19 protein-coding genes and 1 pseudogene are annotated in these 18159 nt (G+C 41.4%); 9 read left to right on the top strand and 11 right to left on the bottom strand.

The genetic code is table 11. The features are described 5' to 3' along the window. Positions 1–45: 45 nt before the first annotated feature. On the bottom strand, positions 46–1293 hold the full coding sequence (locus A7456_RS09135) for an NnrS family protein (RefSeq protein WP_067010021.1): 1248 nt from the start codon (positions 1291–1293) through the stop codon (positions 46–48). A gap of 172 nt (positions 1294–1465) precedes the next feature. On the opposite strand from A7456_RS09135, the gene queA reads away from it, so the two are divergent. Beyond that, positions 1466–2515 (top strand): tRNA preQ1(34) S-adenosylmethionine ribosyltransferase-isomerase QueA, encoded by a 1050-nt coding sequence (queA, locus tag A7456_RS09130; RefSeq protein WP_067009758.1) that lies wholly within the window; start codon positions 1466–1468, stop codon positions 2513–2515. 136 nt (positions 2516–2651) lie between these two features. Continuing rightward, positions 2652–4196, top strand: coding sequence for a DUF389 domain-containing protein (locus A7456_RS09125; protein ID WP_227713242.1), 1545 nt, complete (start codon positions 2652–2654; stop codon positions 4194–4196). 72 nt (positions 4197–4268) lie between these two features. On the opposite strand, the gene A7456_RS09120 is transcribed toward A7456_RS09125, so the two are convergent. Next, positions 4269–4619 carry a protein tyrosine phosphatase family protein gene (locus A7456_RS09120; RefSeq protein ID WP_067009754.1) on the bottom strand — a complete coding sequence of 117 codons (351 nt, stop codon included), beginning with the start codon at positions 4617–4619 and terminating at the stop codon, positions 4269–4271. A gap of 112 nt (positions 4620–4731) precedes the next feature. On the opposite strand from A7456_RS09120, the gene A7456_RS09115 reads away from it, so the two are divergent. The 3 genes from A7456_RS09115 (at position 4732) to tgt (ending at position 7857) form a co-directional block, all read left to right on the top strand. After that, the gene (locus A7456_RS09115; RefSeq protein ID WP_082995529.1) at positions 4732–5508 is read left to right on the top strand and encodes a nucleotidyltransferase domain-containing protein; all 777 of its coding nucleotides are present in this window, start codon (positions 4732–4734) and stop codon (positions 5506–5508) included. A 110-nt stretch (positions 5509–5618) separates the two neighbouring features. Then, complete coding sequence (locus tag A7456_RS09110) at positions 5619–6668, top strand: DNA polymerase beta superfamily protein (protein WP_067009751.1); 1050 nt, start codon at positions 5619–5621, stop codon at positions 6666–6668. A 55-nt stretch (positions 6669–6723) separates the two neighbouring features. Next, positions 6724–7857, top strand: a complete 1134-nt coding sequence (gene tgt / locus A7456_RS09105) for a tRNA guanosine(34) transglycosylase Tgt (RefSeq protein ID WP_067009749.1) — start codon at positions 6724–6726, stop codon at positions 7855–7857. A gap of 148 nt (positions 7858–8005) precedes the next feature. Here tgt and dapF read toward each other — a convergent pair whose 3' ends face one another. After that, entirely contained in the window at positions 8006–8905 is a 900-nt protein-coding gene (gene dapF / locus A7456_RS09100; protein ID WP_066891263.1) for a diaminopimelate epimerase, read from the bottom strand. A gap of 236 nt (positions 8906–9141) precedes the next feature. On the opposite strand from dapF, the gene A7456_RS09095 reads away from it, so the two are divergent. Beyond that, complete coding sequence (locus tag A7456_RS09095; RefSeq protein WP_228141037.1) at positions 9142–10392, top strand: ribonuclease D; 1251 nt, start codon at positions 9142–9144, stop codon at positions 10390–10392. A gap of 124 nt (positions 10393–10516) precedes the next feature. On the opposite strand, the pseudogene A7456_RS11005 reads toward A7456_RS09095, so the two are convergent. Continuing rightward, a pseudogene (locus tag A7456_RS11005) lies at positions 10517–10711 on the bottom strand (2Fe-2S iron-sulfur cluster-binding protein); the annotation flags it as partial. 41 nt (positions 10712–10752) lie between these two features. Next, a complete protein-coding gene (gene nrdB, locus A7456_RS09090) occupies positions 10753–11850 on the bottom strand; it encodes a class Ia ribonucleoside-diphosphate reductase subunit beta (protein WP_066891260.1) in 1098 nt (365 codons plus the stop codon). A gap of 432 nt (positions 11851–12282) precedes the next feature. On the opposite strand from nrdB, the gene dcd reads away from it, so the two are divergent. Beyond that, the gene (gene dcd / locus A7456_RS09085) at positions 12283–12852 is read left to right on the top strand and encodes a dCTP deaminase (RefSeq protein WP_066887985.1); all 570 of its coding nucleotides are present in this window, start codon (positions 12283–12285) and stop codon (positions 12850–12852) included. Positions 12853–12908: 56 nt separating this feature from the next. After that, positions 12909–13196, top strand: coding sequence for a polyhydroxyalkanoic acid system family protein (locus tag A7456_RS09080; RefSeq protein WP_066887983.1), 288 nt, complete (start codon positions 12909–12911; stop codon positions 13194–13196). 174 nt (positions 13197–13370) lie between these two features. Here the strand turns inward: A7456_RS09080 and A7456_RS09075 are convergent, their stop codons facing one another. The 4 genes from A7456_RS09075 to A7456_RS11485 form a co-directional block, all read right to left on the bottom strand. After that, positions 13371–14225: a M15 family metallopeptidase gene (locus A7456_RS09075; RefSeq protein WP_066891251.1), complete on the bottom strand. Its 855-nt coding sequence runs from the start codon at positions 14223–14225 to the stop codon at positions 13371–13373. A 146-nt stretch (positions 14226–14371) separates the two neighbouring features. Further along, complete coding sequence (locus tag A7456_RS09070) at positions 14372–14683, bottom strand: SH3 domain-containing protein (RefSeq protein ID WP_066887979.1); 312 nt, start codon at positions 14681–14683, stop codon at positions 14372–14374. Between the two features lie 179 nt (positions 14684–14862). Then, on the bottom strand, positions 14863–15135 hold the full coding sequence (locus A7456_RS09065; protein WP_066887977.1) for a hypothetical protein: 273 nt from the start codon (positions 15133–15135) through the stop codon (positions 14863–14865). Between the two features lie 85 nt (positions 15136–15220). Further along, the gene (locus tag A7456_RS11485; RefSeq protein WP_158512516.1) at positions 15221–15382 is read right to left on the bottom strand and encodes a hypothetical protein; all 162 of its coding nucleotides are present in this window, start codon (positions 15380–15382) and stop codon (positions 15221–15223) included. A gap of 263 nt (positions 15383–15645) precedes the next feature. On the opposite strand from A7456_RS11485, the gene lolA reads away from it, so the two are divergent. Further along, positions 15646–16266: an outer membrane lipoprotein chaperone LolA gene (gene lolA / locus A7456_RS09060; protein WP_082995526.1), complete on the top strand. Its 621-nt coding sequence runs from the start codon at positions 15646–15648 to the stop codon at positions 16264–16266. A 130-nt stretch (positions 16267–16396) separates the two neighbouring features. Here lolA and A7456_RS09055 read toward each other — a convergent pair whose 3' ends face one another. Further along, complete coding sequence (locus A7456_RS09055; RefSeq protein ID WP_082995525.1) at positions 16397–17848, bottom strand: NAD-dependent succinate-semialdehyde dehydrogenase; 1452 nt, start codon at positions 17846–17848, stop codon at positions 16397–16399. A 178-nt stretch (positions 17849–18026) separates the two neighbouring features. Beyond that, positions 18027–18158 (bottom strand): cytochrome bd-I oxidase subunit CydX, encoded by a 132-nt coding sequence (gene cydX, locus A7456_RS09050; protein WP_066887952.1) that lies wholly within the window; start codon positions 18156–18158, stop codon positions 18027–18029. Between the last annotated feature and the right edge of the window lies 1 nt (position 18159).

Raw genomic sequence — 18159 nt, 5'->3', positions numbered from 1 at the left:
ACTCATATTACCATTATTTATCATAAAACCAACTTAACTGACTTATCAGCCAAACAGACCATCGGTGCGTTGTTTTGCCAAAATGCCCACGTACGACAGACAAAACAGCCCAAAGCAGAGTATCCACGCCACTTGTGAGATGAGTATCCACATCATATAATCACCACCAAGCATTGGCATGAGTACACGACACAGGGCGGAGAGTATCATTAGGATAAATATCGCACTCACAGTCTTTGGGGGCTGATGAATGTTTCGCCCAGTATGTCCAAGCGACACCCGAGCCATCATGGCAACGGTCATGAGTCCCACACCAAACAGGGCAAGCCCATGCAAGCCGAGCGAATGCACATTGACGTCTGTCTCAATAAAAGGCAATACAACAAACAATAATAAACTTGCCGTCATGCCCCCAAAGGCGATGACCAAAGACCACAGCAGGGGTTTTTGCCAAATGGCAGGGTGATACCAGTTTTTTAGGCGACAAATGTTGGCAATCACACAAATAAAAGCAAAGATGCCAGCGATTGTGGGAAACTTCATAAACAAATCAAATACGATAAAACCAAAAAATCCGATCAAATTCATTCTGTCTAAGAGTGCCGAATTTTTTTGTTCTATATTTAAGCCATTGGGTTTGCCATCGTTGTCCACGCTGACCCCTTTGACGATAAAAAAAGGTAAGACACGTCTTGCGATGGTAAACACCACGCCAATAACCAAATATAATGCTCCATATAGAGCAATTTGTTGTACGTTGGTATTATCCAAAAACACACCGATATAAAAGGCGATGCTGGCAAGCATAAGCAGGGTAAGTTTGGCAACGATACCAATTTGGCGTTTTTGGCGAGCGACCCACACCGCCTTGATGACCGAGTATGTTACCATGATCCAAAATAATAAATCAAACACAAAAGCCACAATAAGCATGGCAGAGCTTGATGTGGCATGCAATCCAAGCCACAGCAGGCGAGCGGTTGCCCATGCCCCAAATATCGCCCCTAAATGCCAACCAAAAGGCATCATCTGTCCTGTCCATGTCTTGACCGCTGTTAATAAAAAGCCTGCAATCACCGCCAACGCATAGCCAAAAATCATCTCATGGGCGTGCCAATAAAAGGGGTTGAATGTGCCTTTAAAGGGGGCAAACCCTTGTAAGATGGCAAGCCATAGCAACATAGATAAGATGGCAAAAACTGCCGAGCCCACAAAAAATATGCGAAAACCTAAGTTTAAAATGGGGTGTGGTGATTTGGGACGTGGGGCGGTGTTTTGGATGTTCATTAGCATGATAAAACAGTCATCAAAAAATAATGGTTGGTGATATGATACGCCTTTTTTGTCTACTTTGCAATTTAGCCAAAAGGTGTATCTTAGAACATTAACAACATAAAACAAATTGATGGGTTTTTTGATAAAATTTTTGATAAAATAGACCATTTTATCTTATTGCACTTATATCATGAACACACCTTTACTTACCGCCGATTTTGATTATCATCTGCCCGATGAGTTGATTGCTCGCTATCCACTTGCTGTACGTTCAAGCTCCCGCCTGTTGCACGTTAAGGGCAATACATTGGGCGACCGACATTTTTCCGATTTGCCAGAGTTATTAAATAAAGGCGATTTACTGGTGCTAAACGATACCAAAGTGATGAGGGCCCGTCTATTTGGTGTTAAAGATACAGGTGGTGCGGTGGAGGTATTAATAGAACGCATCATTGACCATGAGCATAACATCGCCCATTGTCATGTACGCTCTGGGCGTGCGTTAAAAATCGGACAAACAGTCAGTCTGGCTGATGGTAACATGAGTGCAACCATGTGCGGGCGTGTGCAAAATTTATTTATTTTACAATTTAATGCACCGATTTTGGCGGATTTGGAGAATCATGGACACATGCCCATTCCACCCTATTTTGAACGCACCGCCGATGACACCGATGATGCTCGTTATCAGACGGTGTTTTATGACCCAGCCAAGCAGGCAAGCGTTGCTGCACCGACTGCCAGTTTACATTTTGATGATGACACCTTGCAAAGACTTACCGATAAAGGCGTGCAAATGGCATTTATCACCTTGCACGTTGGTGCAGGTACGTTCGCCCCTGTCAAAGCGGATGATTTATCTGACCATGTCATGCACGCCGAATACGCTCACCTACCACAGGCAACCGCCGACAAAATCAACGCCACAAAAGCACAAAACGGAAAAATCATCGCTGTGGGTACAACCGTAGCTCGCACACTAGAAACCGCCCATTTGCACCGTGTGGATGGACAGCTTACCGAATTTTGTGGTGATACGCAGATTTTTATCTATCCACCTTATGAATTTGGTGTGGTAGATAGACTCATCACCAATTTTCATTTGCCAAAATCAACGCTGCTTATGCTTGTCTGTGCCTTTGCAGGTACAAATAACATCAAGCATGCTTATGCCCATGCCATCAGTGAGCAATACCGTTTTTTTAGTTATGGCGATGCCATGATTTTAGATGGTGCTTAATTTGTCATGTTATTAATTTCCTACAAAACCGATAAACCCAATGAACCCAATAAAATTGGGGTTTTGCAGGCAGTTTATTTTTAAAGTCTCTTACCGACATCACAATTTTAACCGATTTTAACAAATAAGGTTTTTTATGAGCGACAATAAAGATACTCAAAATGATGACGTTGAATTTAGTCAAGACGAACTTGAAGAGCTTAAAAAACAAGGCATTGATGATGCTGAGCTTGATAAGATTGTCAAAACGGTTCATGATGAATTGTCTGATAATGCCAATGAGAAAAGTGATGACAAAGACAAAAATAATGACAAAGACAAAGAAGCAAAAGTAGACAACCATGACACGCCTAACAAAGACAACCAAGAAGATGCCATTGCCCAAACAGATAATAACACCAAAGTCATCACATCAAAGACATCAAAAGAGGCGTCAAATCCACAAAAAAATGATACAAAACCAGACAATCTTAGACAAGACAGACCGACAAACATTCCCATAAGTTATCAATCTACCAATAAAAAAACAGATGATGAGCTAAAAAATAATGCCCCAGCAGCCGATGAAGAGGCACAAAAAATAGAGCAACAACAAGCTGATATTGTCCGTATGCTCATCGCCAAAAAGCACAGCCAAAAAACCATAGACCACAAAGAGGTTCGTATTAACATTGAAGCGGGGGCATTGCCAACCAAAATTTTCTTTATGATGAATGGTCTGTCAGCGGTGATTGCAGGTTATGGATTGCTTGCCAACTCACCTGCGGTGGTCATCGGAGCCATGCTTGTGGCGATGATGCTCTCGCCCATCACCAGTGCCGCTCTTGCTGTTATTGATGCCCGCTTATCATTGCTTAAAACATCGCTCATCACACTCATTGGTGGGGTGTTTGTGATTTATGTCATTGGCATGGGGCTTGGGTTTTTGCATGGTGATAACGTCATGACGGCTGAAATTTTGGCACGCACATCGCCGACGACCATGGATTTGATGGTGGCGTTGGCAGGCGGTGCGGCAGGAGCTTATGCCATGGTGTCACCAAACCTATCGGTGGCGGTGGTTGGCGTGGCGGTAGCAACTGCTCTTGTTCCGCCTTTGGTAGCCAGTGGCATTTTGCTGGCATCTGGTCATCTGTTATTGGCTTGGGGAGCATTTTTGTTGGCCTTGACCAACATGCTTGCCATTCAGTTTACCAACGCTTTGGTGCTGTGGTTTGCAGGGTTTCGCAGAATTCTTAATGATGATGAGGTGGGCAAATTGGGGCAAATTGGACTGTTTTTAAAAAGAAACAGTGCTGTATTGATTGCTTTGATTGTCGTTGGTGGTTATTTGACGGTCAATTTTAGTAAAAACTTAAATGAACAAAAATTTGAACGCCAAAGTATTGCATTGGTTGAAAAAAGCATTCAAAATCAAGCCAATTATTTGGTATCACACAGTTTTACGCATGAAGGGAAAAAAGCCCACACGCTAAGGGTGGTCATTCAAGGGCTCATCACACCAAATCAGGCACAAGCGGTTGAATTAGAAAGACAAATTCAAAAGCTCGCCAAAGACACACTTGATGATAGGGTCATCAAATTACAAATCCGCTTTGTGCCAGAGGTGGTCATACAGTCCACACCCACCGATGAAAGCGAGCTAAAACTTAGCCCTAATGACATCAAAAACTTGCAATAACGTGAACGTGGCGAGAATTTATCTCTTTTGAGTGTGTAGGTTTTGAGTGTTTAGAGCGTGCCTACTCTAAAATCACTCTTCATCAAGCAAATCCTGTTCTCTGGCAGCATTTAAAAGGTTGTTTGAGCGGTTGCCTGTACGACAAAAAATGTGCAATGGGCGTTCGGTCTTATTAAAAAAATCAGCAAAGGCTTGGACGTGGTTCATGTCCATCATACCACCTGCAAAGGCGATTTGCTGATAGACGATACCATGAGCTTGACACGCCTGCTCAATCTCAGCGGAGGTTGGCTGTCCTGCTTCTTCGCCATCTGGACGGTTGTTTACCACGGTTTTTACGCCCATGCAAGCCAGCTCTTCAACGTCGGCAGGGCTAATCTGACCTGATAGGGTAATGCGAAATTCGGGGGCGATGTCATTCATAAGTTTTCCTATTAATAAAAATAAAAGGCATATTACCTGTTTTTGGAGCGTTTGGCAAATGGATTTTTGGGATAATTTTGTTATAATGATACCTATTTTTTTGGGGTAAAACATGACTTGCACCGACCATCACAACCAAATCACTCACACCCTACACGCCACTTGCCACGCCCACGCCATTAAGCCGTTACACTCCATAGAGAGCGGTAGTCGGGCTTGGGGTTTTGCCAGTTTTGATAGTGATTTTGATGTACGGCTCATTTATCATCATACGCCCGATTGGTATTTGCAGATTTATGATGACAAAGACACTTTTGAATTTATCAATCATGAGTTATTTGATGTGCCATTTGATATTGGCGGTTGGGATATTAAAAAGACTTTGATACATACTCATAAATCCAATGCCGTGATTTTTGAATGGTTAAATTCGCCCATTATTTATCACAGCGATGATGAATTTATCAAAGATATTAAACATATCCAATCAGACTTTTTTAATCCCCAAGCAGTTTATCATCATTATCAAGGCATGGCAAAAAAGGCAAATGGCGAGCTAGACATATCACGCCCCATAAAACTTAAAAAATGGTGCTATCTGATTCGTGCGTTACTTGCAAGCCTATGGATAAAAGAACATCAAACCATGCCCCCTGTGTGTATGAATGAAATGTTTGACTTATTAAATCCTGATAATATTGATGAATTAAATCATATTATCCATTTAAAACAATCGCATGATGAAAAATATTTGTATCAACTGCCCCTATCCATGAAAATATTCACCCAACATCTTTGGCAAATAACCCAGAATTTAAATTTTGATAAAAAACAAAAAGGCGATGCTGGTGTATTAAATGAGTTGTTTAGAAAAATTGTTTTTAAATAAATTTATCAAGTCTATATTTTAAAAATTGACAGATTGAAATACATTTGTAGAGGGCAAATTGCAATTTGCCCTTCTATATTAAAAATCACATAAAATTAACGAGAATCCCCATGATAACCATTGATTACCTAAAAGCCAACAACCTGATTTTATTAGAATGTATCTCAGGTAGTCGTACCCATGGATTAGACACACCGTCATCGGATATTGACATTAAAGGCGTGTTTTATTTGCCCAAGCCCTATTATTATGGTCTGCATGATGATTATGTGCCACAGGTCAGCAACGAAACCAATGACGTGGTTTATTATGAGCTAGGACGGTTTGTGGATTTATTATTACAAAATAATCCTAACATCATGGAACTGCTTGCCACGCCAAGCGATAAGATATTATACAAACACCCCATTATGGATAAATTTAATCCTGATTGGTTTATTTCAAAATTATGCCAAAAAACCTTTGCAGGATTTGCTCTTAGCCAAATTAAAAAATCTCGTGGCTTAAATAAAAAAATTGTCAATCCGATGAGTAAAGACAAAAAGAGCCTATTGGAATTTTGTGTGGTATTTGACAATCAAAAAAGCGTGGATTTGATAGACTGGCTAAATAAAAATAATCTTACCCAATCGCAAATCGGCTTATCCAAAATGCCCCACGCCAGCCATATGTATGCGATGTTTGTTGGCGATTATCGGGGGATTATTCATGATGATAGCCAAGATGTATTATTAAGCTCCATTCCCAAAGACATATCGCCCATTGCTTATTTGTCATTTAATCAAATGGGATATAGCAAATATTGCCAAGATTATAAAGAGTATTGGAAATGGGTAGAAAAACGTAATCATGAACGTTATGAATCCACCGTCAATCACGGCAAAGGCTATGACGCCAAAAATATCATGCACACCTTTCGGCTGTTATATACCGCCTTAGATATTGCCAAATTAGGCAAAGTGATTATCAAGCGTGATAATCGTGGTGAGCTTTTGGCAATTAAATCAGGGCAATTTGATTATGATGACTTATTACAAAAGGTAGATGAGTTAATAAAAGACGTGGAATTAGCATTTGACCAAAGCGATTTACCAGAAATCCCCGAGCATTATTTGGCAATAAAAACCTTAATTAAAATACGAGAACAATTATATGGCTAATTTGCTAAAATTGGTAAATATGCTATAATACGCCACTTTTTTATTTGATGATTGTATGAAATTTACCCTACATAAAACCGACAAAAACACTCATGCCCGTCGTGGCACGGTACACCTAGCTCATGGCGATGTTGCCACACCTGCTTTTATGCCTGTGGGGACGTATGGCACGGTCAAGGGCATGCTTCCACGAGACATTCACGCCACAGGGGCGGATATCATTTTGGGCAACACTTTTCATCTGTGGCTGCGTCCGACGACAAGCGTGATTGATGAGTTTGGTGGATTGCATGATTTTATCGGTTGGGATAAACCGATTTTGACCGATTCGGGTGGTTTTCAGGTGTTTAGTCTTGGGGCGATGAGAAAAATCACCGAAGAGGGCGTACATTTTCGTTCGCCTGTGGACGGAAGGGGGGTATTTTTATCGCCTGAGATTTCCATGCAAATCCAAAAATCACTAAATTCTGACATCGTCATGCAGTTTGATGAATGCACGCCTTATCCTGCCACACATACAGAATCCCAAAAGTCACTTGAACTGTCAATTCGTTGGGGTCAGCGTTGCCTTGATGAACATCATAAATTGGGCAATAAAAATGCTTTGTTTGGTATCGTGCAAGGCAGCATGTACGAAGATTTGCGTATGCAGTCCTTGACGGATTTGATGCAAATGCCCTTTGACGGTTATGCTATTGGAGGTCTGTCAGTTGGCGAGCCAAAAGATGAGATGATGAAGGTATTAAACTATCTGCCAAATCGCATGCCATCTGACAAGCCACGTTATCTGATGGGTGTGGGTACTCCGTCCGATATCGTGGAAGCGGTGAAGCGAGGCGTGGACATGTTTGATTGTGTCATGCCAACTCGTAATGCTCGTAATGGACACCTGTTTACAAGTACCGGAGTGGTTAAGATAAAAAATGCAGCTCATCGCCATGACAAAAATCCACCAGATGGCGAATGTGATTGCCATACTTGTCAGAATTTTAGCCGTGCCTATCTACATCATTTACACAAATGTGGCGAGATGCTCTCAGCACAATTAAACACCATTCACAATTTGCATTATTATCAAAATCTCATGAAAGGCATTCGCAAAAGTCTAGAAAATGACACCTTTGATGAATTTGTGGCGACATTTTACGCCAAGCAGGGGCTGGACGTGCCTAAGTTTGGGGCATGTTAAATATTGATGATATTTCCATAAAGCATGATATTACCAATGATACATGTTGGCTTAAATGCAACCCAAAACAAAGCCCTGTATGACAAGGGCTTGATAATTTTGGATTTTGGCGGATTAACTTTAATTAATGATGGCTCATTGATGATGATTAGGCGTCATTCTCTTCGGTAGGTGTCAGATTAATGCCTGCCTGTGCTGCCAGACCATCAGGGCTAAACACCCCTTCATAGACAAAGGAGGCCGGGCCTGTCATCATTACCGAATACCCCTCTTGATAACGCACAGCAAGGCTACCACCATAGAGCTGAACTCGCACATCAACCCCTTCGTCAATCCAGCCCTCACGCACGCCCACAGCAACCGCCGCACACGCACCTGTGCCACATGCCTGCGTCTCGCCCACACCACGTTCATAGACACGTAGACGGACATGGCGTTGATTGACGATTTGGACAAAACCAACATTAACACGCTCAGGGAATGCTTCATGACGTTCAATGAGTCTACCCAAACGTGCCACATCAGCAGTTAGCACATCATCTACCAAAATGACCGCATGTGGGTTGCCCATGTTGGCAAGGTAGAGCTGAACAGGTTCACCATCAACATTTAGGCGGTAGGAGTTGCCCACTTTGGTGATGGCTTGGGGAGCAAAAGGAATTTCATTAGGTTCAAATTTGGGCTTGCCCATGTCTACTTGCACCCAACCATAGCGGTCAGTGGTCAGCGTGATGATCCCACTTGCTGTCTCAACACGCAGACGCTGTTTAAAAGAGAGTTTGCGAGCCTGCACAAAGCAGGCAAAACATCTTGCCCCATTGCCACATTGTGCCACTTCTTGCCCATCAGCATTAAAAATACGATATTTAAAATCCATGTCAGGGCGAGACGGTGGTTCAACGATAAGCAACTGGTCAAATCCTACGCCCAAATGACGGTCAGCAAGCAGACGCACCAACTCGCTTGTCAGGTTCATTCGCTGTGTTACGAGGTCAATCACCATAAAGTCATTGCCCAAACCATGCATTTTTGTGAATTCAATTAACATTGTCATTTTCCTTTTATTTTGGATAAATTATAAAGACTTACCGTCTATCTTAACATGATACGCCCAAATTGTTAATAGGGCATGTTGAACATTAATAACATTTTCATGAAATATGATGAAAATTTAACACTCTAAAACCAACCAATATCATCAATCATTTATTAAATTGTGCACATTTTGCTGACTTTGGTGTAAAATTGGGGGAGTTTTTGATATATAGATTAACACAGACAATGATGAATGATGTAAAAAAACCGATGAATGATGTAAAAAACCCCAATGATTTTAGTTTCCCTTATGCTCATCTAAGTGATGATGAGCATGCTCTGCTGGATTTGCCTAGCAAGTGGGTGCGAACAGATGATGAACTTTATAAACTCATTGATGAGATAGACGATGTGGACGTGGTCGCTTTGGATACAGAATTTATCAAACGTAATACCTACTATCCAATACTGGCATTGGTGCAGGTCAATACTGGCAAAGGGATATACCTTGTGGATGCCCCACGTCTTGATTTGACTGAGTTTTGGCAAGCCCTATGCGAGGTGCCAAGCATGGTGTGGTACGCATGTGGGGAGGATTTGGGGATATTTTATCTGCTTGCCAATAATCCCCCTTTGACCAACGTCTTTGATGTACAAATTGGCGTGGCATATCTGACAGGCAAGCCACAAGTAGGTTATAGTCAAGCGGTCAATGAAATTTTGGGGGTGGCACTAGATAAAGGTGAAAGTCAATCTAACTGGCTTGCCAGACCGCTCACCCCAGAGCAAGAATTGTATGCCATCAATGACGTACGTTATTTGCTCATCCTGCATCAGGCAGTTGTGCAAGCATTAAATGCCAGGCAAATCCTAGATTATGCTAATGAAGACAGTACGCTTTACGCCAAAGAACTCTACAACACTCAGCACCTAGACGATGATAAGCTCTATCTTGACCATATCACCCCAACCTACACCAGACAGCAACTGGCAGTACTTCAAGCTTTGACCATGTGGCGAGAGTCGTTGGCACGGGCGGTTAATGAACCACGCAGTTTTATTATTGGCAAACAGGCTTTGCGTGAGATTACTGAGAGCTTGCCAACCAACATGAAAGATTTGGCACGCACCACACTAAATCGCTCTGTTTTACGTCGTTATGGCTCTGAGATTATTCGTGTCATCAAAGAGGCCAAAGATTTGCCCCAAACACAAATGCCCATCAAAACCCCCATTTACACCAGTAAAATCAAGCCACATCGCCATGCCTTAGATGAAGCTACCAATGTCCAAGCTCGTCTGTTGAACATCCCCGCCAACCTGCTATTAAAGGGACGCTGGATAAATGAGCTTATGTATCACGTTTATCAAGGATTGCCTGTGGATGATACACACGTACTGTCAGAGGGTTTACAAGGTTATCGGCGTGCGTGGATTGTTGGCACGGTGCTGCCTCTACTTTATGAACATGAACAATCCATTCGTGATGGGTTTGACTGAAAATCTGACGAGTGATGATGGCTGTTTTTTGTAAATGCCATCTCTCATTTTTATGTTGATATTGACACGGCGTATCCGATTTGTCCGCATCATAGCTGACAACCATCGTACCTGTGGGCATACAACAGCAAGCCAGTACCTCATCATCATCTAAGTGTGCCAAAGGGATTTGTTTGGTTTTGGGATACTCTGTTGCTGCTTTGACACGCATTTTGCACGCCCCACAAAAGCCCTGTTGACACATATAACGCACATCTTTATGCTCGGTGCGTAACATGCCATCAAGCAAACTTTCGCCTTCATGTAAATAAAAACGCATTTCGTCTGTAAAAATCCACGGCATGGCTGATACTTTTGTTATTAGAGTTCAAAATCATCCAAATCCACCCCATCCAAATCACTGTCAATCTGACCGACCAGATAGGTGGTGATTTCGGTTTCTTGGGGGGCAACTTGTACATTATCAGATGATAGCCATGCATTAATCCAAGGAATGGGGTTGGATTTGGTGTCAAAGATGGCAGGCAGACCAATCGCTAACATGCGTGTGTTGGTAATGTACTCAACATATTGGCACAAAATATCACGATTAAGACCGATGATAGAGCCATCTTTAAACAGATAGCTTGCCCAATCTTTTTCTTGCTCGGCGGCAACACGAAAAATCTTGATGGCTTCATCATAGCATTCTTTGGCAATCTCTGCCATTTGAGGGTCATCTTGCCCATGTCTCATAAGGTTGATGATGTGTTGTGTGCCATTTAGGTGCAAAGCCTCATCACGAGCAATCATCTTGATGATTTTGGCATTACCCTCCATGACTTTATTTTCAGCAAAGGCAAATGAGCAAGCAAATGAGACATAAAAACGAATGGCTTCTAGGACATTGACCGCAACGATACACAGATACAGTTTCTTTTTAATCTCACGCAAATCACCTTGACCTGTCAAGTTGTATAACTGACTGGCTTCATACAAATCATCATAATAAATAGCAATGTCTTTGGCACGGGCAAGGATATGTTCATTGTCCATAATGTCATCAAAAATTACGCTTGGGTCATTAACGATATTGCGAATGATGTGCGTATAACTGCGACTGTGGATGGTCTCGCTAAATGACCATGTCTCAATCCATGTTTCAAGCTCAGGTAGGGATACGATGGGCAGTAGCACGGCATTGGGACTACGCCCTTGAATGCTGTCAAGCAAAGTTTGGTATTTTAAATTGGATAAAAAAATGTGCTGAGCGGGGGCAGACAACTCACTAAAATCAATCCTATCACGGCTGACATCTATCTCCTCAGGCCGCCAAAAAAATGACAATTGCTTTTCAATCAATTGTTCAAAGACAGCATGACGCTGTTGGTCATAGCGAGAAACATTCACCGCTTGCCCAAAAAACATGGGTTCTTTTAGGGGGTCATTTTTGGTTTGAGAAAAGATAGAATACTGCATGATACTCTCTATGATGATTTAAACAAATTTGATGAAAAAATATGATAAGTATGTGATAAGTATAAATAAAGAAGTGATTGAATTATTTTATCTAGATATGGTATTATTTTAAGATAAAATCACTATATCATGTGTTTTATGGCATATTATTTTAACATAATTTTTATGAATTGGCAGGACTTTTTTGGTAGAATGGACAAATTTTTGGATAAGGAATTGATTTTGTGAGATTTTCAATTGATTTGTATAATCACCATCACACTAAGATTTGTGTGGTAAGTTTTGCCATACAACGATTGATAAATTACCTATTGGGGTAATGTGTTGACATTTGGCGGTTTTTTTTATGTGTTTTGATTTTAAAAGGTCAAGAATTTTGCTATAATATTTGACACTTACTCATCCAATATTATAAGATAAATAGAGAACAACATGTCAATTAAGTCAGACCGCTGGATTCGCCAAATGGCGACCGAACATGAGATGATTGCCCCTTTTGAACCTGGTCAGATTCGTCATAACGATGATGGCGAGAAAATTGTCAGTTACGGTACGTCAAGCTATGGCTATGATGTTCGTTGTGCCAATGAATTTAAGGTGTTTACCAACGTTCATTCAGCCATTGTTGACCCTAAGAATTTTGATGAACGTAGCTTTATTGACATTGTTGGTGATGAATGTATCATTCCACCCAATTCATTTGCCTTGGCTCGTACGGTGGAGTATTTTAAAATACCCCGTGATGTGTTGACGATTTGTTTGGGTAAATCTACCTATGCTCGCTGTGGCATTATCGTCAATGTAACGCCCTTAGAACCTGAATGGGAGGGTCATGTTACCTTAGAGTTTAGTAACACAACCAACCTACCTGCTCGTATCTATGCAGGCGAGGGCGTGGCACAAATGCTTTTTTTTCAGTCAGATGAAGTGTGTGAGACGTCCTACAAAGACCGTGGCGGTAAATACCAAGGGCAAATGGGTGTAACTTTGCCAAAAACTTAATTGACCATTTGGTTGTATTATTTTAACATTTAACTTTATTTTAAAAAGAGAACATTATGTCTGATTTACGTATTGAAAAGCGTCATAACTTTGACCTTGCCACTGCTCGCACAAAAGCCAAAGCATGGTTAGAAGAAGCCAAACAAGAGTTTGATTTTGAGGCAACCTACCATGAGGGGTTGGACAGTGATACAGTAAATATCACCAAATCAGGCGTGGATGGACGTGCATTTTTAGACAGTGATAAGGTCGTATTCGAGGCGGATTTGAACTTTTTGGTAAAGCCGTTTAAGGGTATGATTAGTAGTGGCATCCAAGAAGGTTTGGATAAGTATTTTGCTTAATGCTGTCAATGGCCATCTCCACTAAGAAAACCCAACATGCTTAGCTAATACTCTTAGCTAATACTTAGGTGCTTAGGTTAGGTGCTTAGGTGAAATCATGTAGATGGGAAAATCATTTGGATAAATAAAGCACACCTAAGTGTGCTTTATTTATAAATTAAAATCAAATCATCATTAACAGCGACGGTTGATACTGTCGGCGAAGATGTGAGAGAACTCCTTGTTTTTACCCTCAAAACGCCAATGCCATGATTCCTCAGAGACACCACTATATCTAGAATAATCAGGGGTAAAAGTTTGGTAAAAGCCATACTCATGGGCATGCTGTTGTAGCCAACGGTATGCTGCTGTTTTGGCAAAATTGTCGTTGATGGGTGAGAAATCTACCGCAAGCCCTGTATGATGTTCAGAATATCCAGGATGTGATGAGGTGTAATAAATCTGTTTGGCACTTTGACCTTGTTTTTTCTTGTTGGCAACGATTTGGGCTTGACGGCTTGATGTGCGTAAGATGGAACCTGGGGTTAGCGTAACGCCATCAGCACGAGCTGCCCTAATCATCTCTTGTAAGGCAGGCTTGGCGGCACGATGTATCTTAAATTTTGGGTCATTGCCATAACCACTTGGTACAAGGTCGCTCGTGTTGGCATCGTCATATCTAAAATGTTTAATGCCCACCTTTAAAGCTTCGGGGGCACATATTTGTTCTGCTGTATTACCATGATTACCATGTTGGTGTGTTGGCATGGTATGGGCATCACCTTGATGGATGAGGTTCTGATTCATCGCTTGTTGTGGCTGATTTTGATGATGGGCTGGTTGGCTTTGGTTGTACCCTGCATAAGAGCGTCCACTTTGGTCAGCGATGGCGGTTGGGTTGTTGGGTTGGTTAATGGTAATGGTGCCTTTGTTGGGGTTTGTGATATATCCTGACCCTGATTGGTTGTTTTGAAAAGTTGCAATGGCAGCAACGCTACCAACACCCAAAAGTCCGATGCCAATCACCAAATCCCTTGTTCGTTTTTTCATAAAATTACCTAAGTCATTCATTGTTAAACCACCATTATTGTTGGATTCTTATGGATTGCCAAACGTCCAAATCAAGAAATTTGTTGAGCTAAACTGTAAAACGAGCAACACACAAATGTATCACCCGTCATTCATACAATCTCTGTTTATCTGCAAATATAATCCGAACGAGCCCAGCCCATATTGCGACCAAACTTGATTTTATACCACAGCCAGCCATTAACAGTGCGTTCACCGATGATGCTAACATCACTGCCGTTAGGCATGCGAGCGAGTGCTTTATAATTTTGACCAGGGCCTGAGCGAAGCAGTACATGCCCATTGACATGATGAGTACAAGCATACCCGTATGAGCTACCGTCATCATAAGCAGGACCCACACGTGCAGAGACGTTAGTGGAAAAAAGTATGGTGCTGGTGGCAATTAAAGCGATAAATAAAGACTGTAATCTCATCATCAATACTCCATAAACAGAAGATGGGGTGATATGGACATGTTTTAAACGTATGTATGTTTTGTGAAATATTACCATGATTTTTTGTTTAAAACAATAAAAATATTGTCATAAATGAGCAATAATTCACTGCTAAAAACTATTTATCTGTCGTCTGTGATGATGTCTGATATTTTGGAAAATTATCGGTCAGCGTTTTTGCAGACGTTTTCTAGGGCTTTTTCTATCAATTTCTCGCTAATGCCTTGTTCTTTAAGTTCATTAATAAAGGCAATGTCATTACTTAGAGAGTATTCAGAATTATCACGGTCAAGCCCTTGACGGATATAAAAACGAATGAGTGGCTGAATACACTCAAAACCATGTTCGCCTTTGACTTTTTCTAAATGTGCCACAATCTCGTCCGTCAAACGCAGATGGATGGGGCGTAAAGTATGGTTATGATTAAGATACATAAAAACACCGTTTTAAAATTAAAATAGGGATTTATGTTACCAACATTTGGATGAAATTTCAATGAATATTCTTAATAATCAGCCTTTATTCATAACGATTTAAAATTAATGACATGAATGCCACGTATTGTCTTGATGATTTTGACAAAATGTCAGGGATTTTGTTGTGATGATGAAACTGTGATGATGAAATTTGGCTAAATTGGCAGATGCTCCAATATTTGATGGTAAATAGTAAAGCGGACATGCCCAAAAATTACGCCATGATTAAGTTTAGCCAAAAATCAACCACATCATTAACAACATAGAAGCAATGTTTTCTCTAAATTTTTGCAAAATTAGACTAGATTGCAACATAAAAACATGGCACAATAACTTGCTTTATAAGTAACCCACTTTTAAGATTGTCTTGATGCTTTTATAAATGATTTTTTAAAATTAAGCATTTAAATAAAGCATTAAACCAATTTATTTTTATAAATCAATTATTTTTTATTGTTTGGACTTGTTATGAATACAAAAATTACCTTAGGTGTATTAACAACTTTACTGCCCATGACCATCTTTACTGCCCATGCCAGTGATACAGCGGTAACCAATTTAAATAACCTACTTAAAAATACTAAGTCAATGACCGCCAATTTCTCACAAACAACCAAGACAGCTGACAGAAGTCAAAGTTTTAGCGGTAGCATGGCATTAGAACGTGGTCATAAATTTCGTTGGGAAACCAAATCGCCCTCTGAACAGCTCATTGTGGTCAATGGTAATACCATGTGGATTTATGATAAAGATTTGCAACAAGCAACCAAACAGTCGGTAACCAGCGAGGTTGCAGATACACCCGCCTTGCTCTTGTCAGGCGACCCCAACCAAATTGCACGTAATTTTAGCATCAGTCAGCCAAACAAAGGCAAAAACTACTATGTCCTAAAACCCAAATCAAATGCGGCTAATTTTAGGGATTTGTCAATCAGTTTCAATGGCGGTAAACCTGTCATGATGGTACTAAATGACAGTATTGGGCAGACCACATCAATCAATTTTAACAATGTTAATATCAATAAAAACATTCCTGCCAAAGAGTTTAGCTTTACCCCGCCTAGGGGTGTGGACGTGATTAATCAGTGAGACAGTGAGACGGAACACGCTAAGACTGCCATTTTAGACACAACCGCCATTTTGATAGAGAATGGCGGTTTTTGGGTGTGACGTTTTTTAGGATGATGCCCATTATAAGTAGCATTTGCCTTAGTATTTATCAGCTTACATCCATGCACCAGTATTTGGTAATGAGATATTCATCCAAACCATATTTTGAGCCTTCACGCCCAAACCCTGACTGCTTGACCCCACCAAATGGAGCGACTTCGGTGGATAGTAGCCCTGTGTTTTGGGCGACCATACCATATTCTAAGGCTTCGGATACTCGCCATGCTCGGGCGTGGCTTTGGGTATAAAAATAAGATGCCAAACCATAGGGGGTATTATTGGCACGGCGGATGACTTCTGATTCATCGTCAAACACAAAAATCGGAGCAATCGGAGCAAAAATCTCTTCGTGGGCGATGTCCATGTCGTCTGTGATGTCTGTGATGATGGTTGGCAAGAAACAGCGTGCATGTGTGGGATGAGACTTGCCTCCTGTGATGAGTGTTGCTCCTTTATCTAGGGCATTTTGGAGCAGTTTTTGGGTTTTTTGTACGGCGGTATCATTGATAAGACAGCCAATGTCCGTACTGTCTGACAACCCATCGCCAATGTTTAATTCATTGATTTCTTTGGCGAATTTGGCAATGAATTCATCTTTTATCGTCCGATGAACGTAGATGCGGTTGGCACACACGCACGTCTGCCCTGCGTTGCGGTATTTGGATGCCATCGCACCCTTGACCGCTTTGTCAATATCAGCATCATCAAATACGATAAAAGGAGCGTTACCGCCAAGTTCTAAGGACAGTTTTTTGACCGTGCTGGCACATTGCTTCATCAGCAGCTTGCCAACCTGAGTAGAGCCTGTAAAGGAGAGTTTTTTAATGCGTTCATCGGAGCTGAGTATGCCCCCAATAACATCCGCTCGCCCTGTAACGATTTGTAGCACGCCCTTGCCAATGCCCGCTTGAATGGCAAGTTCACCCAAGGCAAGGGCAGAAAAGGGCGTTTGGCTGTCGGGTTTTACAACCATCACACATCCTGATGCCAGGGCGGGGGCGACTTTACGAGTAATCATCGCTGACGGAAAATTCCATGGCGTGATGCTGGCACAGACACCGATGGGCTGTTTTAGCACGACATAGCGTAAGTTGGTGTTTGGGGCAGGTATCACGTCGCCATATGCTCGCTTGGCTTCATCGGCGAAAAATCGGATGAAACTGTTGGCATAATCAATCTCTCCACGAGATTCTTTTAAGGGTTTGCCTTGCTCTGTGGTCATGATGACGGCTAAGTCTTCACGATTTTCATCAATCAAGTCCGCCCAGCGATGTAAAATTATCGCTCTTTCATTGGCACTTAGGCTTGCCCATGACTTTTGGGCTCCATCGGCAAAACCGATGGCTTTGGCGATTTCATCAGCGGATAAATCAGGGATGGTGCCAATTTTTTCATCATTAAAGGGGTTAAACACGTCTATGGTGCTTTTGGATTTGGCAGATTGCCATGTGTTATTGATGAGAGCGTGTTCATGAAACAGCGTAGGATTGGATAATTTCATAAAAATCCTTGTCAAATGGCAGTGAGATTGTGCCATACATTCTGTATGCTAAATAAATGTTTAAAATACAGCATGATATTAGCATCATTTATTCATTCAGACAAGTGCTAAGCTGGCATTTGGCTGATGGATATTGGTGATTAATTTTCTATCATTTAGGTATTGTCAGTGAATAAATTTATTCATCATGCTTCTTATCTTTGCCATAAAACACCTCTTCTCGGCTGCTCTCAAACTCCACCCAAACGGCACTGATGATGGCAAGCAGTACAGCAAACCCCAATCCTAATATCCACGCAAAATACCACATA

Origin of the sequence: Moraxella nonliquefaciens, assembly GCF_001679005.1 — a bacterium.
Taxonomy (GTDB): Bacteria; Pseudomonadota; Gammaproteobacteria; order Pseudomonadales; family Moraxellaceae; genus Moraxella; species Moraxella nonliquefaciens.
This window is presented reverse-complemented; position numbering and strand designations above follow the sequence as displayed.